The sequence below is a fragment of the Pedobacter glucosidilyticus genome (assembly GCF_002483235.1).
GTDB classification, from domain to species: domain Bacteria; phylum Bacteroidota; class Bacteroidia; order Sphingobacteriales; family Sphingobacteriaceae; genus Pseudopedobacter; species Pseudopedobacter glucosidilyticum_B.
On sequence record NZ_DLHN01000024.1, the window covers coordinates 293,356 to 311,423 of the forward strand.

The following is an 18,068-nucleotide window of genomic DNA, read 5'->3' on the forward strand; positions in this document are numbered from 1 at the left end:
ACCCACCTCAACTATTTATTTTTGCAGGCAAAATTCAACTGTAAACCATCAAACTAATTTTGACTGTTGCAAATATATATAAAGTATACGGAATTAGTAGACATTTTAAAAAAAAATTATGCTCCAGATTCTGATTCTAATATGATAGTAATCCATTCTTTTAATTCTAGAATATCCATTGATAAAATATTCCATACAATCTCATAATCAACACCAAAGTAATGGTGAATGATTCTATTTCTTAAATCACTCATCTCTCTCCATGGAACCAAATGGTATTTAATTTTTATATCTGGATGTAATTTACTACTTGCTTCTCCTATGATTTCTAAACTCCTACAAATTGCTCTACTTAATCGTGGATTCTCTAATAAATCTTCGTAAGTAGATTGTTCAGATTCTGAAATGAGATAGTGACATTCGTCTAAAATATGTGATAAGAACTCAATTTGTGAGGGGTACATATAAAACGGTATCTAAAATATTGTTTTTAACATATTTACTGAGAGATTCCTTTGTAACTAAATCTACTTTATTTTGAAGTAAGTCTTCTAAATAATAAGCTAAAGAAAGAAAATTGCGAAGTGTTTTACTTTCTTTATCAAGAGAAACTAATATATCAATATCGCTATTTGGATGTTGTTCATTCTTGGCAACAGAACCAAATACACCTATCTGCTTAACGCCAAACGACTTAAGTTTAGAGGAATTAGCCGCTAAAATATGTCGAATATATTCTGCTGATTTTTGCTTTACCATAGCTAGAAAAATTAAATCACAAAGCTCATTAAATCAGTTACTTATTACAAATATAAGTGTTTTAAGTTCATAAAGGTTTAATGGCTTTAAATTCTTAATCAATTAAGGAAGTGCTAATCTTTTCTCTTTAGCAATTAAATCTGCAATGGTAGTCTCTGATAAAATTTTCAAAGTTGCATCTCGCACATCTTTAAAAGTATCTCTGATACCACAAGTGCTTTCTTCTTTACACTCATCGCAACGTTGATAAAAATTCAGACTTACGCAGGGTAATTGAGCTATAGGCCCACCTGTTAAACGCATCACTTGAACCAAATTTATCTCTTGAGGATCTTTTAATAAAGAATAACCGCCACCAGCACCTTTTTTACTGTATAAAAAACCAGCATTGCGCAACTCGAGCAAAATTTGTTCGAGAAATTTCTTAGGAATTTTCTCTGTTTCTGCAATAAAAGAAATATTAACAGATTCTTTCTGGTAGCGTTCTCCTAAAGCAATAAGTGCTCTGATAGCGTATTTGGTTTTTTTGGATAACATCTTAATTTATTTCAATTGCATAGGTAATATCAACACCACCTGCTGCAAGCATATCATGTACAGAGCAGTATTTTTTCACAGCCAATTCTGCTGCCTTTTCTACCTTTGGCAAATCTAAGTTACCTTTAAATTTAAAAATCATGTGTATAGAAGTAAAAACTGCCGGAATAGCATCTTTTCTTTGTGCTTCTACTACAACTTTTAAGTCTTCTATAACCTGTCTTTGTTTTTTTAATATGGATATTAAGTCTAGAGAACTGCAAGATGCTAAGGCCATTAAAACTAATTCCATGGGTCTAGCACCCAAACCTTCGCCTCCAATTTCTGGCGAGCCATCTATATGTACTTTAATATCACTAAAACTACTGGCAGCTTCAAAATGTACTGCATCGCTAACTCTATTTAATTCTATTTTCATTTTTTTTGATATGAGTATTGGTTTTAGATTTGAGTATTGAGATATGGGTATTGAGACTTACTTATCTTGAGATAAATTAACATATCATATTACTCAAATGAACTTAATTCCAACTAATGAACTATATACTATTGAACTAATGAACTATCTACTAATGAACCAATGAACTTACTTACTAACCTCTAAAGCTCTAGAAATATCCTCCACAATATCATCAATATTTTCTAAACCTACAGAAATCCTAATACTACCAGGGAAAATACCAATTTGCTGACGCTCTTCTTCTGATAATTTAGAATGTGTGGTTGATGCTGGATGTGTAGCAATTGTTCTAGAATCGCCAAGATTTGATGATATTAAAACCATTTCTAGAGCATCTAAGAAACGTTTAGCCCTCTCAAAACCACCTTTTATAACGAAAGTTACAATACCGCCACCCTGTTTCATTTGTCTTTTGGCTAAATCATATTGCGGATGGGATGGTAAATGCGGATACCTCACTACTTCAACCTCTGAGCTTGCTTCTAAAGCCTCTGCAACTTTTAAAGCATTGCTGCAATGCCTATCCATCCTTACAGGTAAAGTTTCTAAGCTTTTGGATAATAACCAAGCGTTAAAAGCAGACATTGCTGGGCCGGTATGCCTAATAAAGAACATCATTTCTTTAATTAAACCTACTCTTCCGGCAACAACTCCTCCTAAAACACGACCTTGTCCGTCCATATATTTGGTAGCCGAGTGACTCACAATATCAACCCCATAAGCAATAGGCTTTTGCAAATATGGTGTCGCAAAGCAATTATCTACATTAATAATAATGTTTGGATACTTTTCTTTGATCTTACAAAGCCATTCTAAATCAACCAGTTCTAAACCTGGGTTTGATGGGGTTTCTAAGAAAATCATTTTGGTATTTTCTTGTATAGCAGCTTCTAGTCCTTCTGGATTTGCAGCATCAACATAAGTTGAGGTAATGCCCCATCTAGGAAATAAAGTTGTTAAAAGCTGATGAGTAGAGCCAAAAATAGAACGAAAAGCCACCACATGATCTCCACTTTTTAGTAAACCAGCAAAAGACGCAAATACAGCCGCCATACCAGAAGAAAAAGCTAAACCCGCCTCTGCACCTTCTAAAGCGCAAACCTTTTCAATAAACTCGGTTGTGTTGGGGTTTGAGTATCTTGAATAAATATTTCCTTGTATTTCATCAGCAAAAATAGCCCTGCCTTGCTCTGCATCATCAAATATAAAACTTGATGTTAGGTATAAAGGCACAGAGTGTTCTCTGTTTTGTGATCTTGTTGCTTGTGTTCTTATTAATTTTGATTCTTCTTTCATCTTTATTCGGTTGTCAGTTTTTAGTTGACAGTTATCAGTTGCTCGTTTTAAGTTGTCAGTTTTTAGTTAGCCTTGCAAACTTCGGACTTCGGTCATCAAACCTCAGTCTTCATCAAAACCTCTCTTTCAAATACTCGCCAGTATAAGATTTTCTTTGCTTTATTAATTCTTCCGGAGTACCTTCAAAAACTAAATCCCCACCTTTATCGCCTCCTTCTGGGCCAATATCTATAACCCAATCTGCACATTTTATAACATCCATATTATGTTCTATCACAATAATGGTATTGCCTTGTTCTATTAAAGCCTCAAAAGATTTTAGCAATTTTTTTATATCATGAAAATGCAAACCTGTAGTTGGCTCGTCAAAAATGAATAAATTTTTGTGACTATTGTTACCTTTAATAAGAAAAGATGCCAATTTTATCCTTTGTGCCTCGCCTCCAGAAAGCGTGTTTGACGATTGCCCTAAATGTACATAACCCAAACCTACATCTGCCAAAGGTTTTATTTTATTGATGATTTTTTGTTCTGATTCAAAGAAAGCTAAGGCTTCATCAATAGTTAAATCTAAAACTTCTGATACGGTTTTATCTTTATAAGTAACGTCTAGAACGTGTTGTTTAAAGCGCTTTCCTCCACAAGCTTCGCATGGTAAGAAAATATCTGCCATAAACTGCATTTCTATTTTAACCTCGCCTTCACCTTGACAAACATCACACCTACCGCCCTCAACATTAAAAGAGAAAGCCGCTGGCTTTAATCCTGCTGCTTTAGCCGCAGGTTGGGCAGCATATAAAGCCCTAATCTCATCCCAAGCTTTAACATAAGTAACCGGATTTGAACGTGACGAACGCCCTATTGGGTTTTGATCTACCAACTCCACCTGAGTTAATAAATCATAAGCGCCTTCAATTCCATCATATAATCCGGTTTGCTCGCCAGAATAATTACCTAAAACCTTTTGTAAAGCAGGAAATAAAACTCTTTTTACCAAAGATGTTTTTCCGGAACCAGAAACACCTGTAACCGCAGTTAATACGTTGAGCGGGAATTTTACATTAATATTTTGGAGGTTATTTTCTCTTGCTCCTTTTATTTCTATAAAATCAACTGGCTTTCTCCTATTTTTAGGAATGGCTATTTCTTCTCTTCCACTAAGATATTTGCCTGTTAAACTCTTCTCATCTTTAAGAATTTGTTGGTAAGAGCCTTCGAAAATTAAATTTCCTCCTTGTGTACCAGCTTCGGGCCCGATATCGATAATATGATCTGCGGCTTGCATAATTTCTTCTTCATGCTCTACCACCAAAACAGTGTTACCAACATCACGTAAAGATTTTAAGACACCTATTAACCTATTGGTATCTCTTGGATGTAAACCGATACTTGGCTCATCTAAAACATAAACAGAGCCCACTAAAGAACTTCCCAAAGATGTTGCTAAATTAATTCTTTGCGACTCGCCACCGGATAAAGTATTTGATAAACGATTTAAGGTTAAATATCCCAAACCAACTTCATTTAAGAAAACCACTCTGTTAGTGATTTCTAACAATAATCTTTTGGATATTTTTTGTTGTTGCTCATCTAACTTGATATTCTTAAAAAAGTCTAATAACCTTTCTAAAGGCATCAAAACCAAATCTGTAATAGAAAAGCCGTTTATTTTTACGTAAGCAGCATCTGGACGTAAACGTGTACCCAAACAATCTGGGCAATTGGTTTTACCACGATAACGTGATAACATCACCCTATATTGAATTTTATAAGTTTGTTCTTCTAGGTATTTAAAAAAATCATCTAAACCTTCAAAGTATTTATTCCCCTTCCAAAGCAATTTACGCTCTGCAACGGTTAGCTGACTAACAGATCTGTGAATAGGAAAATCGAATTTAGATGCATTTTTAATCAGCTTATCTAACCATTCTCTCATTTTCTCGCCACGCCAAGGAGCTATGGCACCATCGTAGATAGATTTTGATTTATCGGGGATAACCAAATCTTCATCAATACCAATTACTTTACCATAACCTTCGCATTTCGGGCATGCTCCATAAGGATTATTAAAACTAAAGAAATTTGGTGTTGGCTCTTCAAACTTTATCCCATCCAACTCAAACCTATCTGTAAAATGCTTTCTATCATCATCATAATCAACAAAGCAATCTCCTTTACCTTCAAAAAAAGCAGTTTGTACAGAGTCAGCAATTCTACTTAAAGTTTCATCTTCTTGATTGGTTACTACCCTATCTATCAAGATTAAAATAGCGTTTTCATCAGTCAGATACTCATTTTTAATAGCTTTATCTTCTAATATGGTTTCAACCTTTTTTATCTCACCTTTAAAAACAACTCTGGCGAAACCTTTCTGCAATAATACAGCTAGCTCTTCTTTTAAAGTTCTGTTATTATGTGGATGTAAAGGACACAAAATAGTAACCGTAGCGTCTTCTGGCAATGCGGATATATAATTTACAACATCGGTAACCGAATCTTTTTTAACTACGGCACCAGAAACCGGGGAAATCGTTTTTCCTATTCTACTAAAAAGCAGCTTTAAATAATCATAGATCTCTGTTGATGTACCAACAGTAGACCTAGGGTTTGATGTAATTACTTTTTGCTCTATGGCAATAGCAGGGGCAATACCTTTGATGTAATCTACATCAGGCTTGTTCATACGACCTAAAAACTGCCTAGCGTAGGAAGATAAACTTTCTACATATCTTCTTTGCCCCTCGGCGTATAGTGTATCAAAAGCTAAAGACGATTTTCCAGAGCCAGACATTCCTGTAACCACTACAAGTTTATTTTTGGGTATGGCAACATCTAAATTTTTGAGGTTATGAACCCTTGCCCCTTTTATAATTATATTATTTACCGAGTTTTTATCTTCTATCATCCTTTTACAAAAGTAGGGCTTCTAAAAATTGTTTTGCACATTATTAAGTATTTTGACTTATTTTTAATATATCTTGCAAAGATGTAGCAAATTAACAAAAGCTAGCGTAATAGCGTTTAATTAGCTTTTGTATTTTAAAATATCTCAATTGATTAAAATAATGTATCTTATAAAAAACTTGATAATTAAATTTTGATTTTTATAAAATTATTATTTCATTTGGTAACAATAAATTTAACAACTCAAATTTTTAGCTTATAGAGAAAACTCTTACTTAATTAGAACTAACAACAGGAAGAATTAACTAGGAGGAATTATGAGCTATCAAACCAAATCAGACCAAGAACTGGTACATCTTTATATTAAAGGCAAAGATGCTGCTCTAACAGAATTAATTACCAGACACAAATCCAGAATATATACATCCATTTATTTATTAGTAAAAGATGAATATTTGGCTGAAGATATTTTTCAAGACACTTTTATTAAAGTTATCAAAACCTTAAAACAAGGTAGATATAACGAAGAAGGTAAATTTTTACCTTGGGTATTAAGAATAGGCCACAACTTGGTTATAGATTATTTTAGGAAACAAAAAAGATCGCCAGTTATTACTAATACCGATGGTTTTGACATTTTTGATGTTTTAGGGATTTACGATGAAAGTGCCGAGGACAAAATGGTTAAAGAACAAACCCATAAAGATTTAAAGCAATTGATTCATTTATTACCATCTGAGCAAAAAGAGGTATTAATTATGAGACATTATGGCGATTTATCTTTTAAAGAAATTGCAGATTTAACCCAAGTAAGCATAAATACCGCTTTAGGAAGAATGCGTTATGCGCTAAATAATCTGCGCAAAATGATTACAGAAAAAGAATTATCATTAAAAAATTGATTTTTTATTCGACTGTAAAATAATAGCAGCAGCTAAACGTTTCTATTTTATATTTAACAAATTTTAACAGTTAAAGCTTATGATAGAAACTTTTACACAACAAAACTCTGAATTGTTTGGCGAACAAAATAACGAGGAGGAAACTGCTATGAAAAATTTTACTATAGAAGAACACTTGTTTTACGAACAGTTGAAACCTGCTTTAAACACACTGATTAAAAATCCATCAGAAGAAAGTATTAAAAGGATTTTAAGATATTCTAAATCTTTATAAACAAAGAGGCTTCTTTATATTCCAAGAAGCCTCTTTGCTATGCTTTATTTTTTAATCGGTAATATTTGTAAACTTTAACTGCCGACATGATGACTGCACTAAAAATAATTAGACCAATTAACCCGTAAAGCCAATCTACTGCACTTTTTAAAACCACCGTAAAAACTATAGCTACTAAAAATATAGTTGCCAATTCATTCCATAACCTTAATTGGGTACTTGTCATTTTAAAAATTCCATTTCTGAGTTGCTTGATAATTCTACCGCATAGAAAATGATAGATAAGTAAACCTATAACAAAAGCTATTTTTACTTGCATCCAACCGGTTTGTAATAAACCGGGATTTAGGTGTAGCATAGTTAAACCAGCCAGAACGCTTAATAACATAGCCGGCGTAGTGATGATATTCCAAAGTTTTGATTCCATTATTTGGAATTGCTTTTGTAAAATATCGCGTTCTAAAGCAGGCTTTTCATTAGCTTCTGTATGATAAATAAATAACCTTACGATGTAAAAAAGCCCAGCCATCCAGCTAACTACAAATATGATATGTATAGACAGAACGTATTGGTACATTTTCGTTTGATTAATTTACTTTATGAAACCTTAGTAAACACTACATCTAGTATCTAAACTCTTTTACTACTTCTATAGCGTATTTTACATTGTCGAAAGGAATATCAGGCATAATACCGTGGCCTAAATTAAAGATAAAGCCTTTTTCTCCACGCATACGTTCAAAAAGTCTATGGATTTTCTCTTTGATAACCTTTTTATCTGCATAAAGAACAAAAGGATCAAGATTTCCTTGAACTGCCATTCCTTGTGGTAAACGTTGCTTAATATCTTTCAAATCAACATTCCAATCTATAGAAACAACATCTGGCTTAGCTTCTGCCATTAGTGGTGCAAAAACCGAGCTTCCTTTACAAAAAGAAATAACTGGAATATCTTTTCTATTTAGTTTACTGATGATTTCTTTGATGTAACGATGAGAAAACTCGTTATAATCATCCCAACTTAAAGCCAAAGCCCAACTATCAAATATCTGAACAGCGTTAACACCAGCTGCAATTTGCAGGTTTAAATAGTCAACCGTTACTGTTGCAATTTTACTTAAAAGCTTATGTGCCAATTCTGGATGATTATGAATCATAAGTTTTGTTAATTTAAAATCTTTAGAAGAACCACCTTCTACAAGATAACTCATTACGGTAAAAGGTGCACCTGCAAAGCCAATTAATGGAATTTGCTTATCTCCCAAAGCGCTTAACCTTTGCTGAATAACTTTTATTGCATCAGCAACATATTGTAAACGATGGGTAACATCAACTTCTAGGGCATCAATATCTTGAGCTGTTCTTACCGGATTGGCAAATCTGGGTCCAACACCTTGTTCAAAACTTAAATCGCCGCCCATTGCTTCTCCTGTAACCAAAATATCTGAAAACAAAATAGCGGCATCTATACCCAATAAATCAACTGGTAACATGGTTACATCAGCAGCAATTTCTGGTGTTTTACACATTTCCAGAAAAGAATATTTGTTTTTAATCTCCCAGTATTCTGGCATAAATCTGCCTGCCTGACGCATCATCCAAACTGGTGGGCGTTCTGTTTCCTGAGATAAAGCTGCTTTAATAAATAATGAATCCTTCATTTAATTTGATGTAACTCTTTTTCTAAATTTTTTAATATGCTTTGTTGTCTGGCTGGCAAAGGTATCTTTTTTGCTTCTGCTATCCATAACAAACCTTTTTCTTTTTGCTTATTTCTGAGATTAATATTGGCTAAGTGCATGATAGTTATACCTAAATCTTGAGCTTTAAGTCCCGAAAAGGCTGCTTTTTCTAAATGGTGCTCAGCAGTTTTATAATCCATCTGATGTATAGCTATACAACCTAATAAATATGCGTAATAAGGTTTTCTCTTTTTACTTAAATATTGAGGTTTGGCAATGCTGAGAAGTAAATTTTTAGCTGTTTCGTAATCTTTGTTTTTAAATTGCTTAGCCGCTAAAATAATAGGTCCTTCTTTAAAATAGCCCCAAACAACCAAACCAATAAATAAAAAGCTTAATGCTGCAATTTCATAAACTTTTAAAGTTATGGCCAACGCAGCAACAATTAAAAGTAAGAAAACAACTAACCACCTAGCCTTATTACTAAACATGTTTTTTAAGCATCAGTAAATTTATAACCAACGCCTCTAATAGAGTGGAAATAAATAGGATTTTTTTGATCTGGCTCAAAGTATTTTCTAAACGTAAGGATAAAATTATCTATAGTTCTGGTTGATGGATAAACATCGTAATTCCAAACAGTTTCTAAGATTTGCTCACGGGAAACAGCCTCATTCTTGCGCTCTATCAATAATTTTAAAAGCATGGTTTCCTTTTTGGTTAATGGAGTAATGGTGCCATTTTCATGCTTTAGCTCAAAGGAATTGAAATAAATAGTTTTATCACCTATTTTGTATGAATTGATTTCCTTTAAATCATCGCCTTTCATACTTCTTTTAATAAGATTATTTACCCTCAAAATAAGCTCTTCTAAATTGAAGGGTTTTGTTAGATAATCATCAGCACCTTTTTTAAGTCCGGTAACCCTATCTTCAGAAGTATTTTTAGCTGTCAAGAACATGATAGGTACCTCGCTATTTTCTAGCCTGATAGTTTCAGCAACCTGAAAACCATCTATCTCAGGCACCATAACATCTAAAATGATGAGGTTAAATTTTTCTTCTTTAAAAACTTTTAAAGCTTTTTTTCCGTCAGTTACGGCTCTTACAAAAAAGCCTTCCATTTCTAGGTTTAGTTTGATGGCTTCAAGAAGGTGTTCTTCATCTTCCATCAATAATATTCTTTGTTTATTTACCATAATTGTAATTTTTTATCCAAAAGAAACTTCAAAAATAGTTCCGCTTGGTGTGTTGTTTTTTACTTTAATAAGTGCTTGATGATTTTCTAACACTTGTTTCACAATAAATAAACCCAAACCTGTGCCTTTAGTTTTACGTGTATTCTCGCTACCTACTCTGTAAAACTTATCAAATATCTTTGGCTTTTCTACATCTGGTATACCCATACCTAAATCGGCAACTTTAAAGCATACTTTACCATTACTTTTACGCTCTAAACTTACATGAATAGGCACACAGTCTGGCGAATATTTTACTGCGTTTTCTATTAAATTGGTTACTACAGAAGCCATGGCAAACTTATCACCAGTAATAAAAATATTTGGTTCTATTTGTGTAATTAATGCTTCTTTATTGCAAACATGTATTTGTAACCTAGCTACAATTTTTTCTATTAATTCTGATAAGTTAAGCTGCTCTTTAGGAAAACTATAAGATTTATTCTCAATCTTTGAAGCAAGCAACATATTTTCAACTAAATCATCTAACCTTTCTATATCAAGTAGCGACTTTCCAATGAAATTTTGTTGAGTTTCTTTATCTAAATCTCTCTTTTGTATAGTTTGGAGATATAATTTTATAGAAGCAAGAGGAGATTTAAGCTCATGAGTTACAGAAAGCAAGAAATTCTTTTGCTGCGCATTCATTTTCTTTTCTCTGTTAATAGCTTTATGCAATTTATACGCTCCAAAACTCATCAAAGAAACAAAAACAATACCTTCGCCAATTACCATACCTCTTCTAATAGGCTCCAACTCAATAAGTAAAGTTGCCCACCAAAATAATTGTGCAATTACGTAGAAAACTAAAACGTAAAATATGGTTAGCGGTTTCATGTTATCTGCTTCTGAATACGATGTCTAAAGTTTCAAAAATTTGTCTTTTTGCCTTCTCTAAATCTAACTTACTGTGCGCTGCTGATATAAAGCCTACCTCGTAACCTGAGGGTCCGAAATAAACTCCCCTATTAAGTAATTCTTTGTGCATCACCTTAAACTTCTCCATACTAGCCGGGTCTATATCTTCTGCCGTTTGGATTTTATCTTTATCGGTGAAGGCAAACCAAAAGATAGAACCTATAGTAAACACTTTAAATTTATAGTTTTTTGCAGTGGCGTAACGTTGTATAGAATCTGTAAACTCTTGAGTTTTATTATTTAATTCTTTATAAAAGCCAGATTTACTAAGTTCGGTTAATTGAGCAATACCAGCAGCCATAGCAACCGGGTTGCCAGATAATGTACCTGCTTGATAAACCCCTCCTTCCGGAGATATATTAGACATAATTGCCGATGAAGATGCATAAGCACCTACAGGTAACCCACCGCCAATAATTTTACCGTAAGTAACAATGTCTGGTTGTATATCATAATATCCGGCAGCACCTTCAAAACCTACTCTAAAGCCAGAAATTACTTCATCAAATATTAATAAAGCACAGTTTTCATTACAAATATCTCTTACAAATTGTAGAAAATCTTTGTCTTGTAAAAGTAAACCATTATTAGCTGGCACTGGCTCTATAATAACTGCCGCAATTTGGTCTTTAAATCCCTCAAAAGCCTTTTTCAAAGCTTCTTTATCATTAAGCGAAACTACAATAGTTTCATTAGCAAAAGATTTTGGTATACCAGCAGATGATGTTTCTCCAAAAGTAACCAAACCAGAACCCGCTTTCACTAGAAGAGAATCTGAGTGACCATGATAACAGCCTTCAAATTTTATAATTTTATCTCTTTTGGTAGTACCTCTTGCTAAACGGATAGCAGACATTACAGCTTCTGTACCAGAACTCGTAAATCTTATCTTTTCTATGTACTTATTATTAGAGATGATAAGCTCTGCCAATTCATTTTCTAAAGCTGTTGGAGCACCAAAAGACATTCCATTAGCCATTACCTCAACAACTTTTTCTCTTACTTTTGCAGGATTATGACCTAAAATTAATGGTCCCCATGAGCAGCAAAAATCAATAAATTGATTGCCATCTGCATCCCATAAATAGCAACCATCACCTTTTTCTATAAAAAGAGGCGTTCCATAAACAGATTTAAAAGCTCTTACCGGTGAATTTACACCACCTGGAAAAAAGGTTTTTGCTTTTTCATATAATTGAGCAGACTTTTCTCTGGATATATCTGGTTTTGCTCCAGAATTTAAGGATGTAGTTTCTTCCTCACCGCTACTAAAAATCTTTTTTATCGAATCGAACATCTTTTTATAATTATGGGGTAATCTCTTATTAAATCCAATTATTAGCCAAAACTTCCTTGGCATGATAAGTTAAAATAACATCAGCTCCAGCTCTTTTAATACCCATTAAGGTTTCTAAAGTAGCTTTCTTTTCATCTAACCATCCATTTTGTGCCGCTGCTTTTATCATGGCGTACTCACCACTTACGTTATATGCCGCAATAGGTAAGTCAAAATTATCTTTCATTAATTTAATAACATCTAGATAAGCTAAAGCTGGTTTCACCATTAAAAAATCGGCTCCTTCTTGGCTATCTAACATCCCTTCAATTAAAGCTTCTCTTTGGTTTGCCGGATTCATCTGATAAGTCTTTTTATCACCAAAACGTGGAGCAGAATCTAAAGCATCTCTAAAAGGTCCGTAAAATGCACTTGCATATTTTGCTGTATAAGACATAATAGAAACATTGGTAAAACCTGCTGCATCTAGTGCTTCTCTGATGTATCCTACTCTGCCATCCATCATATCAGAAGGTGCAACAATATCTGCACCAACTTCTGCCTGTGCTACAGCCATTTTAGCTAATATTTCTAGCGTTTCATCATTTACAATTTCACCATTTCTAACTAAACCATCATGCCCATCAGAACTGTATGGATCCATAGCTACATCTGTAACAATACAAGCTTCTGGAAAATTAGATTTAACCTCCTTAATCGCTTTTAGATACAATCCATTTTTATTCAAGCTTTCTGTAGCTTTTGTATCTTTTAGAGATTCTTCTAGATTTGGGAATAAGTCAAAAGATTTAAGACCAAGTTTAAGACAAGACTCAACTTCTTTTAAAAGTAAATCAATAGAATACCTATAAATGCCTGGCATAGAAGAAACCTCTGTTTTTTGATTTTTACCATCAATAATAAAAAGCGGAAAAATAAAATCAGAAGCTCTAAGAAAATTCTCTTGAACCATATTTCTAATCACCTCAGATTTTCTGTTTCTTCTTGGTCTGCTAAGCATCATCATATTAAATCTATTTTATATCTATCCCAAAAACTGCCTCAGCCAAACCAATTTCATCTGGCGATGAAGGCAATATATAAGGAACATTCATTTCATCGAACTTTTTACCGGTGGATACCCCTATTGCAACAATTTTTTGTCCTGGCTCCAATAAGTTATCCACAAAATAGGCTTCAACGTTAGACGGACTGGTGAATACCAATACATCTGCGAAACTTTGGTCAACATCATCAACCAATATGGTTTCATATATGGTTAAATTTGTTATTTGTGTTTCTTGTGATAAAGCTTTTTGTATGGTTCTTAAAGAATCTTTTGCTGATGGAAATAAAACATGTGTTCCGTTAGCTACAGATGCAAATTCATCAGCTACTTCTGTAATATCACCATTATCTCCAACAAAAGACGGTACTTTTCCTAGTTGCCTTAAAGCATCTTCTGAACCTCTACCTGCAACTCCAAATTTCACATCCTTTGGTAACACAGGATTTAATTTAAAAAAGTACTCGATTCCGTTTTTACTACTGAAGAAAATCCAATCTATATTTCTAAAAATGTAAGAATCAAGTTTATGTATGGTTGGTACAGTTTTAATTAATGATCGAGCTTCAATCTCTATACCATGCTTTGTTAAAGCTTTATAAAAATAGCTATGCTCTGATAATTCTCTCGATATGAATACTTTTCTAGCTAATTTTCTTTTTTCTAAATCAAATTTAGCTACAATTTTCTCTGCTAAATTTTCAGTTGTTGATGATTCTATATATAATCTATCTGGAAACTCTTCACCTGAATTTGCCTTGGTTGTCCAAACTTTAAATAAATTATCTTCTTTCTCGCAATAACAACCTAACGGCATGTGGCAGCCGCCATTAAAAAGATTAAGAACTTTTCTTTCTACAGCAATGCAAGCTGCTACGTCAGCGTCATTAATTTGCTGTAAAATTGTATTAAGCTCATCATCCTGATCTCTCGTTTGAACAGCCAAAACACCTTGTGCAGGAGCCGGTACAAGCTCAGAAGTAGGTTCAATCTCTTCTATGTAAAATTCAGATAAATCAAGCTCTAATCTACTAATACCAGCTTTAGCTAAAATAATGGCATCATAATTTTCATCTCTTAATTTTTGAATTCTTGTATTGATATTACCTCTTAAATCTTCAATCTCCAAATCAGGTCTAACTGCTAGTAATTGAGATTGTCTTCTGTTAGATGAGGTACCTACAATGCCATTATGCTTAACTGATAGCTTTTTGGATAAGTCTACACAATCTTTTAAGATTAAAATAATCTCAGACGGATCCTCTCTTTCAGAAACGGCAGCAATTCTTAATCCAGGAGGATTCTCTGTTGGTAAATCTTTATGAGAGTGAACAGCTATATCAATAGTTCCTGCTAGAAGATGCTCTTCTAATTCTTTTGTAAAAAAACCTTTTCCTTCTAATTTATCTAATCTGAGATTTAATATATGATCTCCTTGAGTTTTGATAATTTTAATTTCAGTTTCAACACCAATGTGATTAAGTTTTGCAGCCACATTGTTAGCTTGCCAGAGTGCAAGGTCACTCCCTCTTGTTCCTATGATAATTGTTCTATTCAATTGACTTAAAATATAGGTAAAAATAAAACTTTTGAAGCTATTTTATGAAAAGTTGGATATTATGCGTTATTAACTAAAATATCTTTAGCCATAACCATAGGAACACTTATATATTTTTTCTCCATATAAGCCATAACCTTTTCTAAAACCTCTCTGGAAGTAGGATCTAAAGAATTTACTTCATCTGCAAATACAGAATTTAACGCTCTAGATTTGATTTCCTTTATCTTTTCAGGAACCTCTTTCATGGCGAGCTCAATTCTACGTTGCTTCAAAATAGGTCTGAATTCTTTAATATTCTTCTCTATAATTGCTTCGCCATTAATTAATTCTTGATAACGCTCTTTAAGATTTTTTTCTGCTATATCCTGTAAAGTTTTAACATCAATATATTCAAGCTTAAAATTTGCTATTACCTCCTGATGAGTATCATTAGGTATAGCTAAATCTACAATAATTTTCTTTGATGTATCTCCATTTAACAGCTTTATATATAAATCATTAGTGATAATGGGTTCTGTTGCACCTGTACAAGTGATAATTACATCAAAACCTGAAGAATAATTCGTTAAGTCTTCTAGTGTGTAAGCAACACCACCCAGTTGTGAGGCCAACGCTTGCGCTTTACTTAAAGTCCTGTTAAAAACAGAAAAATTTTGATATTTATGCTTTTTAAGATATTTAGCTAAATTCTGATTTGTTTCTCCTGCCCCTATAATTAAAATCCTACTATTTGGGATTATTTTTAAATCTCTAAGCTTTCTATATGCTAAGGAGACAACAGAAATAGGGTTTTTAGAAATATTGGTGTATGTATAAACCTCTTTAGCAGTTTTCACAACCCTATTCATAATAAGTCTCATAAAATCTCCTGTAAAACCTTTCTCTTTACAAGACTCGTAAGCTTTTCTTACTTGTGCTAATATCTCCTTTTCACCAACAACCAAACTTTCAAGCGAACTTGAAACACGCATTAAATGATTAAGAGCATCTTCCTGTTCATAAATGCAACATCCGTCAACAATAAGATTTAAATCACTATCAGCTACCCTACCTCTATGAAATACATCTAAAAAGCGTTTTACAAAATCTTTGCTAATATCATGCTCTGCTGTAAAAATAAATTCTACTCTATTACAGGTACCCAAGTAAAATATTTCAGAAATATTGAACTTTTCCCGAACCAGATGAAGTGTCGAATCTATAGCATCATTACATAATACTAAACATCCCAACTTATCAAGCTCAATCTGCTTATGAGTAAACGCTATAATTTTTAGATACTTCAATGATATATTTTTGAACTCTACAAATGTAAAATAGCTATCTTACTCCTATGTCAATCATTTGTCAATTGCAATTATTTAGAAAGGATTTAAATAACCATTATTTTTTTTATTACAAGACTTGGAAAATCAAATACATTTAACATTTTTATAAAAATAATTTTCTATGATAGAAAGCATCATCACCACTATAAATAGCTTAATCTGGAGCAATGCCCTTATTATTTTATGCCTTGCTGCGGGAATTTATTTCTCCATAACAACCGGATTTTTACAAATCACACATGTTAAAGAAATGCTTAAGCTACTCTTTAAAACAGAATCTTCTAAAAAAGGTGTAAGCTCATTTCAAGCATTTTCTATAGCTATTGCCGGTAGGGTTGGCACAGGAAATATTGCTGGTGTTGCCACTGCCATTGCTATGGGTGGTCCTGGTGCAATTTTTTGGATGTGGGTAATTGCTTTTCTAGGAAGTGCTTCTGCTTTTATCGAAGCCACTTTAGGGCAAATTTATAAAGAGGTAAAAGATGGTCAGTATCGCGGTGGTCCTGCGTTTTACATAGAAAAGGGTCTTCATATAAAATGGTATGCCATGTTATTTGCAATAGCAACTATCCTGAGTACTGCTATTTTTTTACCCGGAGTACAAAGCAATAGTATTGCAACAAGTAGTTTTAATGCTTTTGGTATACCTCTAGAATATACAGGTATATTTATTTCTATTCTTTTAGCACTTATAATTTTTGGAGGAGTTAAAAGAATTGGTAAAGTTGCTGAAATAACCGTTCCCTTTATGGCCGGTGCCTACATATTAATGGCTGTTGTTATTATTTTAATGAATATAAGTGAAGTCCCCTCCGTTCTTTACCTTATTATAAAGTCTGCATTTGCTGTTGAACCGGCATTTTCCGGTCTCTTCGGAATGGCGATTTCATGGGGAGTTAAAAGAGGTATTTACTCCAATGAAGCAGGACAAGGGACAGCTCCACATGCCGCCGCCGCTGCTGAAATATCACATCCAGTAAAGCAAGGACTTGTTCAGGCATTTTCTGTTTACGTAGATACACTTTTTGTTTGTACAGCTACAGCACTAATGATACTATTTACAGGAAAATACAATGTAATAAATCCGCAAGGTGGTTTTATAGTAGAAAATTTACCAGGTATAGCAACGGGGCCAGCATTTACACAATTAGCAATAAGTCATCATTTCCCACTTTTAGGTAACCCTTTTGTTGCAATCTCTTTATTCTTTTTTGCTTTTACCACGCTAATGGCATATTACTTCATTGCAGAAGCAAACTTAAGCTATTTGGATATCAAAAATCGAAAATGGTTAATATGGTTGCTCAGAATATTATTCATTATCAGTGTATATTATGGGACAATAAAAACGGCAGAAATCGCATGGATCATTGGCGATATAGGTGTTGGAGTTATGGCTTGGTTAAATATCATAGCAATATTTTTACTGAGAAAACCTGCTTTAATCGCTTTGAAAGATTATAAAATGCAAAAGAAAAAAGGATTAAATCCTACATTTAACGCCAAAGAATTAGGGATTAAAAATACAAGTGAGTGGTAAACGAAATAGCTAATACGTTTAAATTAACTCTGATTATGTAAAAAATGAGTTTTTCAAAGATGCTTTATATAACCCACTATTTTCTAAAAGGCCCATTCTCTTTATTTATTGTTGCTTTATATAGATATAAAGAAAAATATAATTATAGCGTTATAGTCCTTCACTAGTCCGTAAATACCTGATAAGTTAACATTAGAGATAGATGTTGTGCTAAAATACTAATGTGCTACTAGAATGTTAAACACTTCATTCACTAGTATCCATAAAATATAAAAGAAAAGAATGAAAAGAAATATTATCGTAAGGAATCCGATAATCACAAAAAAGC

General features: G+C 33.2%; 18 protein-coding genes. 3 read left to right on the forward strand and 15 right to left on the reverse strand.

The window, feature by feature from the left end:
* Nucleotides 1-116: 116 nt before the first annotated feature.
* The 6 genes from B2745_RS10725 to uvrA all read right to left on the reverse strand — a co-directional run bounded on the left by B2745_RS10725 (nt 117) and on the right by uvrA (nt 5,957).
* Nucleotides 117-464, reverse strand: a complete 348-nt coding sequence (locus B2745_RS10725) for a DUF86 domain-containing protein (RefSeq protein WP_304066293.1) — start codon at nt 462-464, stop codon at nt 117-119.
* Entirely contained in the window at nt 445-759 is a 315-nt protein-coding gene (locus B2745_RS10730; protein ID WP_304066296.1) for a nucleotidyltransferase family protein, read from the reverse strand. Before B2745_RS10730 ends, B2745_RS10725 begins: the two co-directional genes overlap by 20 nt.
* 102 nt (nt 760-861) lie before the next feature.
* Complete coding sequence (locus tag B2745_RS10735; RefSeq protein WP_026904441.1) at nt 862-1,296, reverse strand: RrF2 family transcriptional regulator; 435 nt, start codon at nt 1,294-1,296, stop codon at nt 862-864.
* A 1-nt stretch (nt 1,297) separates the two neighbouring features.
* Nucleotides 1,298-1,714, reverse strand: a complete 417-nt coding sequence (locus tag B2745_RS10740) for an OsmC family protein (protein WP_304066299.1) — start codon at nt 1,712-1,714, stop codon at nt 1,298-1,300.
* 168 nt (nt 1,715-1,882) lie between these two features.
* Nucleotides 1,883-3,052: a trans-sulfuration enzyme family protein gene (locus B2745_RS10745; RefSeq protein ID WP_304066301.1), complete on the reverse strand. Its 1,170-nt coding sequence runs from the start codon at nt 3,050-3,052 to the stop codon at nt 1,883-1,885.
* Nucleotides 3,053-3,164: 112 nt separating this feature from the next.
* Nucleotides 3,165-5,957 carry an excinuclease ABC subunit UvrA gene (uvrA, locus tag B2745_RS10750; protein WP_304066303.1) on the reverse strand — a complete coding sequence of 931 codons (2,793 nt, stop codon included), beginning with the start codon at nt 5,955-5,957 and terminating at the stop codon, nt 3,165-3,167.
* A gap of 316 nt (nt 5,958-6,273) precedes the next feature.
* On the opposite strand from uvrA, the gene B2745_RS10755 reads away from it, so the two are divergent.
* Together B2745_RS10755 and B2745_RS10760 are read left to right on the forward strand one after the other, a co-directional pair.
* Nucleotides 6,274-6,858, forward strand: coding sequence for an RNA polymerase sigma factor (locus tag B2745_RS10755; protein ID WP_026904437.1), 585 nt, complete (start codon nt 6,274-6,276; stop codon nt 6,856-6,858).
* A gap of 79 nt (nt 6,859-6,937) precedes the next feature.
* Nucleotides 6,938-7,132 (forward strand): hypothetical protein, encoded by a 195-nt coding sequence (locus tag B2745_RS10760; protein ID WP_304066306.1) that lies wholly within the window; start codon nt 6,938-6,940, stop codon nt 7,130-7,132.
* 37 nt (nt 7,133-7,169) lie between these two features.
* On the opposite strand, the gene hemJ is transcribed toward B2745_RS10760, so the two are convergent.
* Genes hemJ through hemA form a run of 9 tightly spaced genes read right to left on the reverse strand, consistent with a single transcriptional unit; the run spans nt 7,170 to nt 16,158 of the window.
* Nucleotides 7,170-7,709, reverse strand: coding sequence for a protoporphyrinogen oxidase HemJ (gene hemJ, locus B2745_RS10765; protein WP_304066307.1), 540 nt, complete (start codon nt 7,707-7,709; stop codon nt 7,170-7,172).
* Between the two features lie 46 nt (nt 7,710-7,755).
* A complete protein-coding gene (gene hemE, locus B2745_RS10770) occupies nt 7,756-8,793 on the reverse strand; it encodes a uroporphyrinogen decarboxylase (protein WP_304066309.1) in 1,038 nt (345 codons plus the stop codon).
* Nucleotides 8,790-9,305, reverse strand: coding sequence for a tetratricopeptide repeat protein (locus tag B2745_RS10775; protein ID WP_304066311.1), 516 nt, complete (start codon nt 9,303-9,305; stop codon nt 8,790-8,792). Before B2745_RS10775 ends, hemE begins: the two co-directional genes overlap by 4 nt.
* A gap of 5 nt (nt 9,306-9,310) precedes the next feature.
* On the reverse strand, nt 9,311-10,012 hold the full coding sequence (locus tag B2745_RS10780; protein ID WP_026904638.1) for a response regulator transcription factor: 702 nt from the start codon (nt 10,010-10,012) through the stop codon (nt 9,311-9,313).
* A gap of 12 nt (nt 10,013-10,024) precedes the next feature.
* Entirely contained in the window at nt 10,025-10,888 is an 864-nt protein-coding gene (locus B2745_RS10785) for a sensor histidine kinase (protein WP_304066314.1), read from the reverse strand.
* Between the two features lies 1 nt (nt 10,889).
* Complete coding sequence (gene hemL / locus B2745_RS10790; protein WP_304066317.1) at nt 10,890-12,266, reverse strand: glutamate-1-semialdehyde 2,1-aminomutase; 1,377 nt, start codon at nt 12,264-12,266, stop codon at nt 10,890-10,892.
* 28 nt (nt 12,267-12,294) lie between these two features.
* Nucleotides 12,295-13,266: a porphobilinogen synthase gene (hemB, locus tag B2745_RS10795; protein WP_304066342.1), complete on the reverse strand. Its 972-nt coding sequence runs from the start codon at nt 13,264-13,266 to the stop codon at nt 12,295-12,297.
* 13 nt (nt 13,267-13,279) lie between these two features.
* Nucleotides 13,280-14,869 (reverse strand): hydroxymethylbilane synthase, encoded by a 1,590-nt coding sequence (gene hemC / locus B2745_RS10800; protein ID WP_304066320.1) that lies wholly within the window; start codon nt 14,867-14,869, stop codon nt 13,280-13,282.
* A 59-nt stretch (nt 14,870-14,928) separates the two neighbouring features.
* Nucleotides 14,929-16,158, reverse strand: coding sequence for a glutamyl-tRNA reductase (gene hemA / locus B2745_RS10805; RefSeq protein ID WP_304066323.1), 1,230 nt, complete (start codon nt 16,156-16,158; stop codon nt 14,929-14,931).
* A gap of 163 nt (nt 16,159-16,321) precedes the next feature.
* On the opposite strand from hemA, the gene B2745_RS10810 reads away from it, so the two are divergent.
* On the forward strand, nt 16,322-17,740 hold the full coding sequence (locus tag B2745_RS10810; protein WP_304066325.1) for an alanine/glycine:cation symporter family protein: 1,419 nt from the start codon (nt 16,322-16,324) through the stop codon (nt 17,738-17,740).
* Nucleotides 17,741-18,068: the final 328 nt, after the last annotated feature.

What these genes read in the sequence shown, in the direction of transcription:
- B2745_RS10780 (WP_026904638.1), bottom strand. Translation starts at nt 10,012, where the DNA reads ATGGTAAATAAACAAAGAATATTATTGATGGAAGATGAAGAACACCTT.
- hemJ (WP_304066307.1), bottom strand. Translation starts at nt 7,709, where the DNA reads ATGTACCAATACGTTCTGTCTATACATATCATATTTGTAGTTAGCTGG.
- B2745_RS10760 (WP_304066306.1), top strand. Translation starts at nt 6,938, where the DNA reads ATGATAGAAACTTTTACACAACAAAACTCTGAATTGTTTGGCGAACAA.
- B2745_RS10735 (WP_026904441.1), bottom strand. Translation starts at nt 1,296, where the DNA reads ATGTTATCCAAAAAAACCAAATACGCTATCAGAGCACTTATTGCTTTA.
- B2745_RS10755 (WP_026904437.1), top strand. Translation starts at nt 6,274, where the DNA reads ATGAGCTATCAAACCAAATCAGACCAAGAACTGGTACATCTTTATATT.
- B2745_RS10725 (WP_304066293.1), bottom strand. Translation starts at nt 464, where the DNA reads ATGTACCCCTCACAAATTGAGTTCTTATCACATATTTTAGACGAATGT.
- uvrA (WP_304066303.1), bottom strand. Translation starts at nt 5,957, where the DNA reads ATGATAGAAGATAAAAACTCGGTAAATAATATAATTATAAAAGGGGCA.
- hemE (WP_304066309.1), bottom strand. Translation starts at nt 8,793, where the DNA reads ATGAAGGATTCATTATTTATTAAAGCAGCTTTATCTCAGGAAACAGAA.
- hemB (WP_304066342.1), bottom strand. Translation starts at nt 13,266, where the DNA reads ATGCTTAGCAGACCAAGAAGAAACAGAAAATCTGAGGTGATTAGAAAT.
- B2745_RS10775 (WP_304066311.1), bottom strand. Translation starts at nt 9,305, where the DNA reads ATGTTTAGTAATAAGGCTAGGTGGTTAGTTGTTTTCTTACTTTTAATT.
- B2745_RS10745 (WP_304066301.1), bottom strand. Translation starts at nt 3,052, where the DNA reads ATGAAAGAAGAATCAAAATTAATAAGAACACAAGCAACAAGATCACAA.
- hemL (WP_304066317.1), bottom strand. Translation starts at nt 12,266, where the DNA reads ATGTTCGATTCGATAAAAAAGATTTTTAGTAGCGGTGAGGAAGAAACT.
- B2745_RS10740 (WP_304066299.1), bottom strand. Translation starts at nt 1,714, where the DNA reads ATGAAAATAGAATTAAATAGAGTTAGCGATGCAGTACATTTTGAAGCT.
- B2745_RS10730 (WP_304066296.1), bottom strand. Translation starts at nt 759, where the DNA reads ATGGTAAAGCAAAAATCAGCAGAATATATTCGACATATTTTAGCGGCT.
- B2745_RS10810 (WP_304066325.1), top strand. Translation starts at nt 16,322, where the DNA reads ATGATAGAAAGCATCATCACCACTATAAATAGCTTAATCTGGAGCAAT.
- B2745_RS10785 (WP_304066314.1), bottom strand. Translation starts at nt 10,888, where the DNA reads ATGAAACCGCTAACCATATTTTACGTTTTAGTTTTCTACGTAATTGCA.